The organism is Sphingorhabdus sp. Alg231-15 (genome assembly GCF_900149705.1).
In the GTDB taxonomy this organism is placed as follows: Bacteria; Pseudomonadota; Alphaproteobacteria; order Sphingomonadales; family Sphingomonadaceae; genus Parasphingorhabdus.
This window is the reverse complement of sequence record NZ_LT703001.1, coordinates 3,035,352-3,049,701: the sequence shown is the minus strand read 5'-3', so window position 1 is coordinate 3,049,701 and position 14,350 is coordinate 3,035,352. Positions and strand designations below refer to the sequence as shown.

Annotated in this window: 16 protein-coding genes; 8 read left to right on the top strand and 8 right to left on the bottom strand. The window is 51.8% G+C overall.

The genetic code is table 11. The features are described from left to right. Positions 1-44: 44 nt before the first annotated feature. Both DG177_RS14915 and DG177_RS14910 read right to left on the bottom strand, forming a co-directional pair. Positions 45-884, bottom strand: a complete 840-nt coding sequence (locus DG177_RS14915; RefSeq protein WP_108812208.1) for a diguanylate cyclase domain-containing protein — start codon at positions 882-884, stop codon at positions 45-47. Positions 885-998: 114 nt separating this feature from the next. Then, positions 999-1,895, bottom strand: a complete 897-nt coding sequence (locus tag DG177_RS14910; RefSeq protein ID WP_108812207.1) for a LysR substrate-binding domain-containing protein — start codon at positions 1,893-1,895, stop codon at positions 999-1,001. 217 nt (positions 1,896-2,112) lie between these two features. Here DG177_RS14910 and DG177_RS14905 point away from each other — a divergent pair, with 217 nt between their 5' ends. The 3 genes from DG177_RS14905 to DG177_RS14895 all read left to right on the top strand — a co-directional run bounded on the left by DG177_RS14905 (position 2,113) and on the right by DG177_RS14895 (position 3,872). Further along, on the top strand, positions 2,113-2,529 hold the full coding sequence (locus DG177_RS14905) for an MAPEG family protein (protein WP_108812206.1): 417 nt from the start codon (positions 2,113-2,115) through the stop codon (positions 2,527-2,529). Between the two features lie 54 nt (positions 2,530-2,583). Beyond that, positions 2,584-3,099 (top strand): DUF1993 family protein, encoded by a 516-nt coding sequence (locus DG177_RS14900; protein ID WP_108812205.1) that lies wholly within the window; start codon positions 2,584-2,586, stop codon positions 3,097-3,099. A gap of 134 nt (positions 3,100-3,233) precedes the next feature. Next, positions 3,234-3,872 (top strand): PEPxxWA-CTERM sorting domain-containing protein, encoded by a 639-nt coding sequence (locus DG177_RS14895; RefSeq protein WP_108812204.1) that lies wholly within the window; start codon positions 3,234-3,236, stop codon positions 3,870-3,872. Between the two features lie 71 nt (positions 3,873-3,943). Here DG177_RS14895 and rimO read toward each other — a convergent pair whose 3' ends face one another. Continuing rightward, positions 3,944-5,311: a 30S ribosomal protein S12 methylthiotransferase RimO gene (rimO, locus tag DG177_RS14890; protein WP_108812203.1), complete on the bottom strand. Its 1,368-nt coding sequence runs from the start codon at positions 5,309-5,311 to the stop codon at positions 3,944-3,946. 138 nt (positions 5,312-5,449) lie between these two features. On the opposite strand from rimO, the gene DG177_RS14885 reads away from it, so the two are divergent. Further along, on the top strand, positions 5,450-5,860 hold the full coding sequence (locus DG177_RS14885) for a DUF1761 family protein (protein ID WP_108812202.1): 411 nt from the start codon (positions 5,450-5,452) through the stop codon (positions 5,858-5,860). Between the two features lie 4 nt (positions 5,861-5,864). On the opposite strand, the gene DG177_RS14880 is transcribed toward DG177_RS14885, so the two are convergent. From DG177_RS14880 to DG177_RS14860, 5 genes are all read right to left on the bottom strand, one after another. Then, complete coding sequence (locus DG177_RS14880) at positions 5,865-6,761, bottom strand: phytanoyl-CoA dioxygenase family protein (RefSeq protein WP_108812201.1); 897 nt, start codon at positions 6,759-6,761, stop codon at positions 5,865-5,867. A gap of 59 nt (positions 6,762-6,820) precedes the next feature. Continuing rightward, the gene (locus tag DG177_RS14875; protein ID WP_108812200.1) at positions 6,821-7,546 is read right to left on the bottom strand and encodes an alpha/beta fold hydrolase; all 726 of its coding nucleotides are present in this window, start codon (positions 7,544-7,546) and stop codon (positions 6,821-6,823) included. Between the two features lie 84 nt (positions 7,547-7,630). Then, the gene (locus tag DG177_RS14870) at positions 7,631-8,695 is read right to left on the bottom strand and encodes an NAD-binding protein (protein WP_108812199.1); all 1,065 of its coding nucleotides are present in this window, start codon (positions 8,693-8,695) and stop codon (positions 7,631-7,633) included. Positions 8,696-8,702: 7 nt separating this feature from the next. Then, on the bottom strand, positions 8,703-9,776 hold the full coding sequence (locus tag DG177_RS14865) for a peptidoglycan DD-metalloendopeptidase family protein (protein ID WP_108812198.1): 1,074 nt from the start codon (positions 9,774-9,776) through the stop codon (positions 8,703-8,705). A gap of 235 nt (positions 9,777-10,011) precedes the next feature. After that, on the bottom strand, positions 10,012-10,659 hold the full coding sequence (locus DG177_RS14860) for a rhomboid family intramembrane serine protease (protein ID WP_108812197.1): 648 nt from the start codon (positions 10,657-10,659) through the stop codon (positions 10,012-10,014). Positions 10,660-10,796: 137 nt separating this feature from the next. Here DG177_RS14860 and DG177_RS14855 point away from each other — a divergent pair, with 137 nt between their 5' ends. The 4 genes from DG177_RS14855 to DG177_RS14840 all read left to right on the top strand — a co-directional run bounded on the left by DG177_RS14855 (position 10,797) and on the right by DG177_RS14840 (position 14,270). Beyond that, positions 10,797-11,258 carry a hypothetical protein gene (locus tag DG177_RS14855; RefSeq protein ID WP_337658902.1) on the top strand — a complete coding sequence of 154 codons (462 nt, stop codon included), beginning with the start codon at positions 10,797-10,799 and terminating at the stop codon, positions 11,256-11,258. A gap of 132 nt (positions 11,259-11,390) precedes the next feature. Then, a complete protein-coding gene (locus DG177_RS14850) occupies positions 11,391-12,287 on the top strand; it encodes a phosphotransferase (protein WP_108812195.1) in 897 nt (298 codons plus the stop codon). Positions 12,288-12,843: 556 nt separating this feature from the next. Next, complete coding sequence (locus DG177_RS14845; protein WP_108812194.1) at positions 12,844-13,641, top strand: phytanoyl-CoA dioxygenase family protein; 798 nt, start codon at positions 12,844-12,846, stop codon at positions 13,639-13,641. 71 nt (positions 13,642-13,712) lie between these two features. Then, positions 13,713-14,270, top strand: coding sequence for a nucleotidyltransferase family protein (locus DG177_RS14840; RefSeq protein ID WP_108812193.1), 558 nt, complete (start codon positions 13,713-13,715; stop codon positions 14,268-14,270). Positions 14,271-14,350 lie beyond the last annotated feature (80 nt).

Here is a 14,350-nt window from a genome sequence, read left to right as displayed (position 1 = left end):
GTCGAAAATTTGCAGATCAGGCTGCTTGAGTTTTCCGCTCTGGTTCAGGCCCGTATTTCGATCGGCTGCTGCATGACCCCAGCTTCAAAAAAGGGCCGCGGCTTTTCGCGCATGCCGGACGTGTAGCGTACACATTGGTTGCGCCCACGCCTTTTGGCTTCGAACAGGGCACTATCGGCATTGCGCATTGGCAAAGCACGCTCCTCATGTGGTGATATGCTGGTCATGCCAATGCTGATGGTGATCCGGTGAGCGACGCCTTCCTGAGGCTCAAATAGCGTATTTTCAATTTCGAAGCGGATCATCTCGGCAATTATCTCACCTTCGGCGGCGCTGGTGTCAGGTAAAAGGACACCAAATTCTTCACCGCCAATCCGTCCGACCAGATCATCTTTCCGCAGAATTCTCTTGAATACGGACGAGAACAGGATCAGCGCCTTGTCGCCGACAGGGTGACCATAGCTATCATTGATGATTTTGAAATGATCGGCATCAATGATCATCAATACACTATCCTGCGACTGCAGACGTCGTTGATCCAGCAGATCGAGAAAATGCTCCCGATTGGCAAGGCCGGTCAGGCCATCAATGTTCGCCTTGTGCTTCAGCGCTTTGTTGACATCCTGCAAATGCTCACGGGTCTCGCGCAAGCGATTGGCAAGCTTGACCAGTTTTTCGTTCTGTCGCGCAAGATACCAGCCCAGCGGCACGCTAATCGCCCATGGAATGACAAGAGCAATGGTGACTCCATTCCAGAAATCCCGGCCAAAACCAATGAAGGTATAGTGCAATATTGCCGACAATACGACTGACGCGATGGTCGCAATAGCCGTGATGATCGCGGTCTGACGACCGGCTGGCAGCTGAGGGAACGACTTGATCATGCAAGGATGATAAACAAGACCGGTTTACATGAGGTGCAATTTCATAGTTAAGCTGCAGCGAGAAAAAAGACCGCTTTCAAGGCTATTTGCCAGGAATTGGTTAATAGACTGACGTCAATCCACCAGCTGCGGCAACCGTCCGACAAGCGCAGCTTCATTGTCGCGTAATACCGTTTCGGCAAATTCCATAAACGCTCTTACCCGCGCTGTGCGGCGCAAATCATCATGAGTCAATATCCAGATATCGCGCGAGGGAGTTGGATCTCGATCGGTCGCACGGACCAGGTCTGGTATATGATCCCCTGCAAGACACGGGATCATTACAAGCCCCATTGCGGCCCGTGCCATTTCAATCTGCAGGGATATGCTGCCAAAATTTCCCCAAACTGGCACGCGCGCAAATTCGGTATCCTGTGTCCAGTCGGGAAACCGGCTTTCGCGATCAGTCCAACCCAACCAACGTGCTTGCTCAGGCTGGTTAACGAAATCATGGCGCGCGAGATAATCGGGGTGCGCATAAATGGACGTCGTGTAAGCAAACAGTCTTTTACCGACCAGCGTTTCCGGCGGGTTATTGTCCATCCGAATGGCAATATCAGCCTCTCGTCTGGCGACATCCAACAAGTCGTAGCTCGTCAAAATCTCCAGCTCGAGACCCGGATAGGCGTCACAAAATTCTGGCAGGCGCCCGGCAAACATCGATGTCGCAAAAGGTTCCGCCATGGTCACGCGAATTTTACCGGTCAGATCATTATCACGGCCGGCAATATGGCGCTCGACCGCGATCAGATCATCTGCAAATATACCTGCTGCGCGCGCAAGTTCTTCCCCAGCCGATGTTGGAAAATATCCTTCTGGTCGCCGTTCAAACAACGTCACATTGAGCGATTTCTCCAGATGTTCAACTCTTCTGCTAACGGTGCTGTGGTGGACACCAAGGTTTTTCGCGGCCGCTCGGACGGTGCCGCCGTTCATTACCTCGCGAAACGTCTTGATATCTTCCCAGTCCATATCGCCACCTGTTCATCTGCGCCTTGGTTTTCATATTCTTCCACTATAGCCGATACTGCAATAGCATGAAAATTACTTGGCTCGTTTTTGCACCAGCTATGTGCAATTACTTCTTTGGACATTGGTTTTTTTAGCCAGTAACCAAGTACATAGACGGCTTCAATGGCAGTAATTTTTTCTGGCACCCGCACCAACAAAGGCCGCAGGAGAGACCAATATGACTGCACCGATTATTTCCGCTTATGCAGGCGGCTTTTTAATTATCATGCAAGGAATATTGATGGTCCTTACCGGACTGCACCGAGCCAAGGCCGGGATCAACTTGGGTTTGGGCGATGATCCCGTGATGGAACGCAAAGTCCGAAGACATGGTAATCTGGCCGAAAATGCCGGCATTTTTCTAGCTGCCCTGGCCATCGCTGAAATGACAGTTGTCCCGCACCAAACGATCCTGATTATCGCCATCGGATTTGTCTTTGCCCGCTTTTGCCATGCCATAGCGTTATCCACTGAAGCGGGATCGCATGGTGCCCAAGACGGTAAGATATTCGTTCTGGCCCGCGTTATCGGGGCTTTCGGAACCTTGATTTGTTTCCTTGCGCTGGGCGGATTTCTTCTATTCAACTTAATGTGATACGCCTCGCGGCATCATTTCAGACACTATCCCTAAAAACATCAAGGATCCCCAATGACCATCGCCCTTTCCCATATCTTCAAATCCTCCACGGCTCAGGCATTTCGCGGACTGACCAACGTTTTGGAAAAGGCCAAGGCTCATGCCGAGGCCTCTGACGCTGCCGAAGCGGCCTTTATGGAGAACCGGCTATTCCCTGACATGCACGAGATGAAATGGCAGGTGCAGATGATCACCGAGTTTGCAGTGCGTGGCACCGCGCGAATGGAAGGTGTCGCAAGCGATGATTTGCCGAACCTACCAATGGAAGGCGACACATTTGACGCCTTGATCGCACGCGTTGCTGAATGCGGAGCAACTGTGGCCAAGGCCGATGACGCGACCATCGACGGCAATGAAACCATGATGATTTCTATGCCCATCGGCCCGGATCAGACGATGGACCTCGACGGCAAAACCTATGTGATGAGCTTTTACCTCCCCAACCTGTTTTTCCATGTCACGACCACATACAACCTGCTGCGCATGCAGGGCGTTCCGGTCGGTAAGAAAGATTATATGGGCATGTGACAGTGTAATAAGACTGCCCGAAATCAAAATTGCACAATCGTTTAAACTTTGTTAATGAAACTTTAGGGTTCGCATAACTCGGGAATTTTTCGTTCCCACTGGCACGATGTCCAGTGATCCTAAGGATAGTCTTCATGAAAAAATATCTTCTGGTGGGTAGTGCTCTTGCGCTATTATCCGCCGTTCCGGCACAAGCTGCGGAAATCTTGTTCACCGACCGGACCGCATTTAACGCGGCCGCCGGAGCTGGCCTCACCTTTGAAAGCTTTGAAACCGCACAAACAGGTGCGACGGTAAATTATCCGGGGTTCTCAGTAACAGAATCAAATGGCACTAACTTCATCACCCATACGTCAGTCAACAGCTTCTTCACATCAGCCACGTCTGATGGCGCGAATTCCATTTGGTTTGATGATAATGGCAACAGCTTGGCAACATTCGTATTTGATGCACCCATAACGGCTTTCGGATTTGACGTTGCGGCAGCTGCTGCTGGTACGATGACCTTTTCAGGCGGTGCTTCCGGATCATTTGCGCTAGGCGCCGACACTCCGACATTTTTTGGTGTGATCTCAGATACGGCATTTACCACATTGCAGTTCGATATGTCCGGCGGCCCCGAAGTCGGTTTTGATGCCCTTTCATTCGGCGCTGCGACTGTTGGCGCAGTTCCCGAGCCAGCAACATGGGCATTCATGATCTTTGGTTTTGGTGCAATTGGCGGGGCAATGCGGCGTCACCGCAAGACCAATGTGAAAGTCAGCTACGCCTAAACCATAGCTGATATAGTCAATACGAAAGACCTCGCTGGTACTGATCCAGCGAGGTTTTTTGTTACTGGTTTCTAGATTTCCTCTGGGGCTCCGAACAGATCATGGGCGTCGGCGTCTTCAATCTCGACATCGATAATATCGCCAACCGCAATCTGAGCGCTCACATTGCGCAGGAAGACATTGCCGTCGATTTCCGGGGCATCAGCTTGGGATCTGGCGGTGGCACCGATGTCGCCATCTTCATCCGGTTCACCGATTTCGTCGATGATAACGGGCAGGACGCGGCCGACTTTGGCCTGCAGTCTCGCAGCACTGATCGCAGCTGTTTTTTCCATCAGGCGCTGATAGCGCTCTTCCTTGACTTCCTCCGGCACCGCACCGTCCAATGCATTGGCCGCAGCGCCTTCAACCGGTTCAAAGCGGAAACCACCGACCCGGTCGAGCTGCGCTTCTTCCAGCCAGTCGAGCAGATATTGGAAATCCTCTTCCGTCTCACCGGGAAAGCCAACCACGAAGGTTGAGCGGATAGTCAGGTCCGGGCAGATATCGCGCCAGCTTTTCACCCGTTGCAACACTTTGGCTTCATTGGCCGGACGCTTCATGCGCTTCAGGACATTGGGTGCAGCATGCTGGAATGGAATGTCGAGATAGGGCGTGATCTTGCCCTCGGCCATCAGCGGAATGACCTTGTCGACATGCGGATAGGGGTAAACATAATGGAGCCGGGTCCAAACGCCGAGTTCGCCCAGCGCCACGGCCAGATCGGTCATATGTGCCCGCACTTCACGGCCCTGCCCGATCGGTCCATTCCATATCTGAGATTTGTGCCTGATATCAACGCCATAAGCCGATGTGTCCTGGCTGATGACCAGCAATTCCTTGGTACCATTGGCGACGAGCTTTTCTGCTTCGCGCAGGATCGCATCGGGCCGCCGCGACACAAGATCACCCCGCAAGGACGGTATGATACAGAAGGAACAGCGGTGATTGCAGCCTTCGGAAATTTTCAAATAGCTATAGTGACGGGGTGTCAGCTTTAGTCCCGCATCGGGTACGAGATCGACAAAGGCGCCGCGCGCCGCCGGTGCCGCAGCATGAACAGCAGTAACAACATCCTCATATTGATGCGCGCCGGTCACGGCCAGCACTTCGGGAAAACGCGCGCGGATGGCTTCGGCTTCATTGCCCATGCAGCCCGTAACGATCACCCGGCCATTTTCGGCCATTGCCTCACCAATAGCTTCCAGAGACTCTTCCTTGGCACTGTCGAGAAAACCGCAGGTATTGACCAGCACAACGTCTGCGCCCGCATAGTCTGCGGACATTTGATAGCCATCAGAACGCAACTGGGTAAGAATGCGTTCACTGTCGACAAGCGCCTTGGGACAGCCAAGGGACACCATGCCGACTTTGGGCGGAGAAGGAATTGCTGTTGCCATGATGGCAGCGCCCTTACCCGCTATTTACACCGGAGTCACGCGCACTTTGCCGAGGTGCCGCCCCCTTCCCTTCCGTAAACTGGTTTTCCAAGCAATTTCAGTATAAAAGCAGCATGTTCACAAATCAGGGAGGATGGAATGAATATTTTCGATGTAAACTGGATTGCTGTGGTTGTTGCGGCTTTGGCGGGCTTTCTCGTCGGCGGTATCTGGTATGGACCGGTCATGGGCAAGAAATGGATGGGCGCGGTTGGTCTGACCGAGGAAGAAATACAGGGCGGCAATATGGGCAAGATTTATGGCGGTGCTTTTGCCTTCAGCCTGGTTGCCTCATGGACTTTGGCCCATACTTTCGCGAGCTATGGCACAGATTTTTCTTTTACCATTAAGGTGCTGACCGCCTTTGGCGTTGCGCTAGGCTTCATCGTTCCGGCCATTGGCACCAACTATCTGTTCTCACAGAAAAGCAAGACCCTGTTCTTCATCGATGCTGGCTATTGGCTGCTTTTCTATATTGCCATGGGCGCTGTTCACGCCTGGCTCGGATAGAATATCAGACCGTTTCGCTGGAGCGCCGACTGACGCTTTCATAAAGATCGTCGCCGTCGCTCCAGTCGGTAACCTTGCCAGAGAAGAGAAATTCTGGCGGAACAACTTCCGGGCTTTCGCCCGGTCCGGTGGGCGGAGTGTAATAGCCCAGTGCATAGCTGCCCATACAATAACCGAGCAGATCACGTAGTGCCGGATCGAAATCCTTGGCAATGTGAGGCGGGCAGGAAAGATACTGATTTTCTTCCTGTCGCAACCAACCGAGTGCATAGGTGATGTTGAGGCCCATCCGGTCATGATCGGCCATGTTGGCGCCGCCACTATGAATTACCGAACCGGAATAGACCAGAACAGAACCGGCTTTCATCTCGGCATATTGGATTTCATCGGCATTGGCTTCTCGCCCTGCTTCCCAATGGTTCGAGCCTGGAACAACCTGCGTTGCGCCATTTTCCTGGGTAAAATCAGTGACAGCCCAGATCGTGTTGAATTGCGGTTCGATGCTGTCCTGCAAAAAACCGCCCCAGGCCAACCGGTCACGGTGAAGTGGCTGCTTCACTTGCCCGGGCTGGATACGGATTAACTGTGTGAGATGGAGTTGCACCCGCTCGCAAAAGGGCTTCAGAAAGCTGTTGGCACCCCCCAATATTAAATTATGCATGACAAGATCGCGGCAAGCCTGTGATCGGGCGACCAAGGCACCAGTCCGCGTTGTCTTGCGCCCAGTGAAATCATCTCGGCCGGGTTCGGTCGCCTCAACATAGGGCATGATTTCCGATCTCAGCTGTTTCAGGGCCGCTGCGTCGAGAACATCTTCAACGATCGCGGCACCATCATCGCGCAGCACCTGTGCCAGTTTCTCCGGATCACTGGCGGCGGAAAGCCGTTGTAACAAAGCCATAAATCATCTCCTGCCGAGCAGGGTAATCCGATTGCGCTTCGGTTACAAGTAGCGGTCGGTCAAACCCGTCCCGCCAGCGTATCAGCAATAATTCGCCACACTCTGGGATTGAAGCCAAGCCCAAAATGCCCGCCATCGACTTTGATGTTACGCGCTTGCGGATTGTAAATATCCTTGGCGATATCCGGCCCGACTATGCCGTCACGGTTGGAATAAAGGACCGTCAACGGCTGACTGAAACCGATGCTGTTGCGCTCATGCACTTCTTCTTCAAACCTATCGAGATTGATCTGGACCGATTTCGCATAGCGCTGACCAGGGGTTGTATATTTCGGGCCTCCGATAATCGGGGTTCCCATGGTAATCACTTCGCGAACCAGATCGGGAGAGAGGCGAGCAACCTCACGCGCGATGATCCCGCCGAGCGACCAGCCGATCAGAGTCAGTGGCCGTTGATCATTGGCATAATATTGCGCTTCAGCAATGGCGGTAAATCGCTCGATATCGCGATTGACAGAGCCTTGATTTCTGCCGAGCCCCCAATCGGAGACATCATAGTCCAGCCCCGACAGAAAGCCTTTCAAAGGTCCCATGGAGAGTTCGCTGCCGCCATAGCCGGGGATCAGGAAGATAGGTCGGCCATCACCCTTGGGCGCCGTTACTATCCGCGGCCATTGCAAGCCAAAGCGTAAAAAATCCAGAGGCAGTGCCAGTTCGCTAAGCTGAGCGAGACGATTGGGCGGACGTAGGCCACTGGGCATTGGTATCGCATTGGCCTGTGTCATTGCACTTCTCCCGCTGAAAAATAGCTATCTTAGCACCAACATAGCATGTTTGTTCGCAGGTGCAACATAAGCAATCTAGTGGGCTTATGCGTCTTCCCGATCTGCACGGTTACCAGATCCATTACCCGGTGTGATCTCAACAATGATATCTCCGGCTTCAAGTTTCTTGGCTTCTTCTTCCCAGAACCCGTACATATTATTGTCGCGATAGATACGGACACCCAGTCCGTCTTTTACGATATCCTTCATCGCCATGCCGACCTCGTCTTCATCAACGGGCCGTTGGACCAACTTCACCCGTCCGGTTGCCGACGCCAGATCACTGAGATAATCGGATATCTTCGCACCTTCACAGCTTCCTGCAAGCAACAATCCGGCGAAACTCACCGGATTAATAACAGTAGTCGCGCCAGCCTGCCGTGCCAGCATTTCATTGTCTGCCGCGCGCACCGATACGCTGATCGGCAGATGATAGGCGAGATGGCGTGCCGTCAGCACAATCAAGATGCTGGTGTCGTCACGTCCCGCCGAAACGATCATCGAACGTGCTCGGGATATCTTGACGTTCATCAGCGTCACATCTCGGGTCGCATCGCCGTTTATCACTGCACAGCCCAGTTTCTCCGCCTGTGCCAGAGCATCGTCAAACGGGTCGACGACGACAATCTCCGCGGGATTTGTGCCGCGTGCAATCAGCTCCTGCACAGCTTCCTTGCCGCTGGTTCCGAAACCGGCGATCACGATGTGATCGTGCAAATTATTCTGGATGATTTTCATGCGCCAATTGTCCCAGGTTCTTTTGAATACAAAATTATAGGCTGTGCCCAAAAATATAAGCACAACGAAGATGCGAATGGGAGTCACAAGCAATGCGTCAAACATTCGCGCGCGTTCGGTTACCGGTGCGATATCGCCATAACCCGTCGTTGTAATCGAGATCATCGTGAAATAGATGACATCAAGAAAGCTGACATCGCCGTCATAACTGTCCTGCAGACCATTACGATCAAACCAGTGCACGGCAACCGCCGCCCCGATCAGTCCCAAGACAAACAGCACCCGCCAGGCAATATCGAGCCAGATCGGCATGTTCGAACGGCGGCGCAGCGTCAGATAATCGGAAATATTTCGGGAATAGCGCCTGGACATAAAGGGATCAGGTCCGCTTCGGCAGGCGAGAGATGGGATCTAGCGGTTTACGGTCTTTACGAATTTCAAAGTGCAATTGCGGTTCCTGTACATAGCCGCTGTCTCCAGCCTGGCCGATGATATCACCTGCTTTGATCTTTTGTCCACGCGTAACATTGAGTTTGTCCGCGTGACCGTAGGCGGTAACCCAGCCTTTGCCGTGATTAAGCAGGATCAGCCCGCCAAACACGTCTATTTCATCGCCGCTATAGGCGACGACACCGTCGGCGGCTGCACGAATAGGTGTTCCTTTGGCTACTGCGATATTCAACCCGTCATTGACCTTCCCGCCGCCCTTGCTGCCAAAGCTCGAGAGCAATTTGCCGTCGACGGGCCAGATAAACTGGCCGACAAATGCTGTCGGTGCAGCAATCGCCACCGGTGTTTTGACAGGCGCAATGGCCTTGCGCCAATCGGATGGCTCTTCTGCAGCTGAGTTCTCAGCCAGAGCGGGCTGGCTGCCGGTGACAATATCATCAATATCGAGCTCGAAAGAGGCCGCGCGCTGTTCGATACTCATTGCTTGCGGATCAACAGGGGTTGCTGCTGGCAGCAAAAGTTTCTGACCCACCCGTAGGATAAAGGGCTCTTCCAAGCCATTTGATGCCACCACTTCACGCCATGGTACACCATAAGCGCGAGCAATGGCGATACCCGTTTCCCCGCCATTTACCCGGTGATAGCGACCTCCACTGATCTTCAGTCTCTGGCCCGGCTGAATAATATAGGGTGCAACGAGGTTATTTTCCGCCGCAATGATTTGCGAGCTGGCCCCGGTTTTGTTGGCGATACCGCGTAATGTATCACCGGCCTGTACCGTGTATGTGCCATCCTCTATCACCATCGCATTGGGCGACACCTGTTGCGTCGTCCATGTTGGTGGCGGCGCATCAGCAGGGCTTTGCCCAAAGACCGACGCGTCGGTTTCCAGCGTCGGTGGTATGTCCTGAACCGCTTCGTTCTGCGGCCAGCCATAATCACGGCCCGGCGGGATGCAGGCAGACACAGAAATGACCAGAAAAAGGAATATAATCTTACGCATAGACCGCCCCGTTCACTCGCTCTCACCCCAATGAGAGGGTTCTTTCTAGCATCAAATCCATTGGTTACCAGCCCTGCTGGTCGCAACATGTGTAAAACAGTTTATTTCCGGGCCAAGCCATGAGTTGGTAGGCGCCAGAACAAGGGTTGAGGAGTTTCTTGTGGTTTTACCGGAGCAAGTAAAAACAATGAGTCCGCTATGGGCGCAAAAGCAGACACAAACAATATGACTAAGCCTAGCGCTGCTTATGGCGGCGAAGTGAAAATCGCCAAGGACGGCGAGGTTTATCAAATTCCAACGAAGGCCGCGGCGCGGTAGTTTCGGTCACCAGCTTACGGTTTCGTTTGAGGAAAATTGCAGTGATGATTCCTGCGATTGCGCCAAACAGATGCGATTCAAAGGAAACAAAACCTGCGGTGGGCAATACACCAAACACCATGCCGCCGTAGAAAAAGACAACGCCAAGCGCGATAACAATATTGCGGAAACTGCGCTCTATCCATCCGAGTGCGATAATCAGGCTCCATAACCCAAATATCCAGCCGCTTGCGCCAATATGCAGGGCATCGCGGGCAAATAGCCAAACGAGGATACCGGTGATTGCGATGATCATGAAGCTCGCGACAAGAAAATAGCGCCTGCCATTGAGCAAACATAGGAAGTTGAACACCACTATCGCAAGCATGTTATTTCCCAAATGCGTGAAATCACCATGCAGCCACGGCGCGGCGAATATCGTGTAAATGCTGTCAATCTCACGCGGTTCGATGCCGAAACTATTCAGATAGCCGCCGGATAACAGATTGGCGAAATGGACCGCGACAAATAATCCGCATAGGATCGCGATGACTTTCAAGCGTTCTGTCAGGTTGGGAATTTTCATTGGTCCGTTTGGCATAGCATCCGGTCAACCGCTCTGCAAATTTGCAGGATACCGAGCGGCGGCTTTGGGCGCAAAAGCGGACGCTAGAGATTTGACGAACAGATTGATCTCGGCGGAATGGGGGCTAAGATCAATTCATGATACGAACACTTCTTCCTCTGATGCTTTCGTCAATCTTGATTGCCTGTAGTCCTCCAAGTGTAACCGCGCCTAGCCCAGAGGAGCTCCTCACAAAGTGCTGGGGTGCCAAAAAATTGAGAAACGGAAATTTTCGATTGCAAGCCACTATTGTAAATATGGGAGAACACGGATGGAAAGCAGGGACAGAGAATTGCGGCGGCGTAGGCCTTGATATTTCGCCTGACCCTGAGACTTTGGCACAAATGTATGAGGTCCAACTTCAGCGGCAGCCAATCGATAAAATGGGACAATATGTGTTTGATGTTTCACTTGATGTGAGAATTACTAGCCAATTGGAAAAAGGTCTTTCGCTCGAAACACAAACAGTTTCATCGTTCGAGTTGGCTGACCAAAAAGAAGCGTGCAAGATATTTGAGAGTTATTCAGAGCGAGACGTGTGCAATATTTATCAAAAATAGCTTGATTGCCTTAACTGAAAGAACGCTTTTTAGTGTCCGCTTTCGGGATAAAGCGGTCACAACGCTAACGTCTGCTTTGGGTGCAAAAACGGACGTTGCAAGTTTGACGTTTGTTATGGCACCATAAACAGAATGCACACAGACGGTTATCATCTCGACGACAAGTTGGTCCGTAAGTTAATTGACTTACAATTTGAGAATTGGGCACATTTGACCCTCAATCGGATTGATTCTGCGGGCACAGACAATGTGATCTTTCGGCTTGGCAGCGATATGTATATTCGAATGCCGCTAATTCCGTCTGCCTCTGATAAACTCAACAAAGAGCTATCTTGTATTCCTCGACTACCACTTCTGCCATTGAAAACCCCAGAGCCATTGGCGGTTGGTTCCCCAGCTGAAAACTATCAAAGCCCTTGGGCTATTTACCGATGGATTGAAGGAATTGAAGTAAACAGAGGTGGGATCAACGATATCAATGTGGCAGCGGAAACAAATGCTGATTTCATTCGAGTTTTGCATGGCGGCGATATTTCTATGATCCCATCCTATGGAGAGCATAACAATTTCCGAGGCTGCCCGTTACGGAAGAGAGATGAGCCAACGAGACAGGCTATTTTAAATTTGTCCGATATTTATGATGCCACCGAGCTTCTGGCTTTTTGGGAAAAGTCACTGACTATCCCTTCTTGGACAGAAGAACCGGTCTTAGTGCATGGAGACATTCACGCGGGCAATTTGTTGATGAACAATGGTAATATCTCCGCTGTGATTGATTTTGGACTAATGGGTACCGGCGACCCGGCTGTCGACCTCATTGTAAATTGGTCATTGCTATCAAATGGTGCGCGAAAACGTTTTAGAGATGTTTTGGGAACGGATGACAATACCTGGCTTCGTGGGCGAGGTTGGGCATTTTCAACGGCGATGATTGCTCATTCCTACTATCGCCATTCCAATCCCTTTATGACTGGGATGGCGAAACAAGTCATTTCGGAAGTATTGATCGATTTCAGATCAAAGGGCTAGTTCATAATCCCAAACGCTAGCGTCCGCTTTGGGCGCAAAAGCGGACACTAGGCACATCAACCTTTTCAAGTTATTGTCCAATGATGATAGCAATTAGGAATCCGCTTCTGATAGCCTTAGTTTCTTCAATTTTTTTGGCCTCATGTCAGCATACAAAAACGAACGATCCTGATGCATTCCTAAATCCAGAAACTTTGTTGGGAGAACGGATAAAAGCTTGTGGGGTCAAATCCGACATAGCAAACTTTAGTCCTGTAATGCTTGACGATGGCCGCAAGTTAGAAGGCTTGTCAATCGTCAATCATGGAACTTTAGATCCCAGTAAGCGCGGTCGGCTTTGCTTTGCGGGAACCATAGTCCAACTGGGATGCGGTACTAACGAAATCTTATGCACTGATTGGGCATTCGAGTACGGAATAAAAATTGAATAGCCGCAAACCTAATGTCCGCTTTCGGGATGTAGCGGACACTCGGCGCCTGCTCTTTTACATAAAACCAATCATCAGCTAGCAGCCCAATTGCTAACATCTCGAGCCTGATATAGACCGTCATCGCGATGGAGAACTTCGATGATCTTGCGAGAGAGCTGGGCGAGAGGGGCATAATCAAGCTCGAAGGGCTTGTTGCGTCTAAAGATACCCGAGCCGCATATGACATGATCCTGGACCTTGCCGCAGAGCACGGAATTTATACCGATGGTCGCTGGATCAAATCAACAAGCCGTTTTGGCTACCCCAAGCCGTTTCGCAATGCACTTAATGGGCTCAACAGATCAGAGGAATTTCCCGATCTGGTCGGCAACCGACTGACACCGTTAGTTGAGGGGTTTGTCGGTCAACCGGCAACCCCTTTGTCACCAGGTCAGCAAATCCTGTTTACTCTGCCTGGTGAGGACGATTGGTCAGTCCCCAGCGACGCCTGGCATATCGATATGCCCAAATTTGGTGAGCAAGCCTCACCAGGTCTACAGGCCTTCACATTTCTCGATGATGTCGATCCTCAAGGAGGAGCTACGCTTGTGATTGCAGGATCCCATCGTTTGTTAAACAACACCGCTGGTCTTTCTTCCAAGGAGCTTAAGCGCCACTTGCGGAAAGAGGACTATTTCAGATCACTCTTTGATCCCAATCTCCCGACGATTGCGAACCCGGAGGAGACAGTGGGACGCGTCGGAAACGTGGAATTGAAAGTGGTCGAACTCTCCGGCCGCGCTGGTGATGTTTACCTTATGGATTTGCGCGTGCTCCACACTCCCGCGCAGAATTGTTCAGACAAAGCACGACTGATGCTTACATGCCGATTTCCAAGATCAACAATCGCGGCAAGTTTTGGCAATCCTAGTTTGGTCAACTGATCGGCAGAGTGCCCAAATTCTTTCCAGCAACCGAAGTTCCCAATTCTTTAGAATCGCGCTAACCTAGATTGATGTCAGACGCTTTGCGCATAGAAGCTATCCTTCGTTCGGATCCCGTTCGCTGGCACTTATTGGGCGTCGTCGCGGAGTTGGCGTTACCAGATTGTTGGATCGGTGCAGGCTTTGTCAGAAATGCAGTATGGGATTCTCTCCATGGAAGGGCTCCAGGCCCACTATTGGGCGACATCGATGTGATCTGGTTCGATCCCGATCACTCCGACGCTGAACGCGATCGGAACATCGAAGAGACATTGCGCGCCGCGGCCCCTTCGGTCGATTGGTCTGTCAAGAACCAGGCTCGAATGCATCTGCGCAATGGTGACGCACCATATCTGTCTGCAACCGACGCCATGCGCTATTGGCCGGAAACAGCGACAGCCGTCGCAGCGAGGCGACACAATTCAGACCAATGTGAAGTGGCTAGTCCGTTAGGTTTGGATGACCTGTTTGATCTCATTCTCCGCCCTACAGGGAGGTTTGTTGTTGAGAAAAGGAACATTTACGATGAGCGAATTCAGTCGAAGGACTGGATTGGCAAATGGTCGTTGCTGAAAAACGCCACGCCCTAGCGCCACTTACCACCCAGTTCCAGTCTGCCAAGCAGATGTAGGATAGAGTCCGCTTTCGGGATGCGCTGCCCATTTACCCC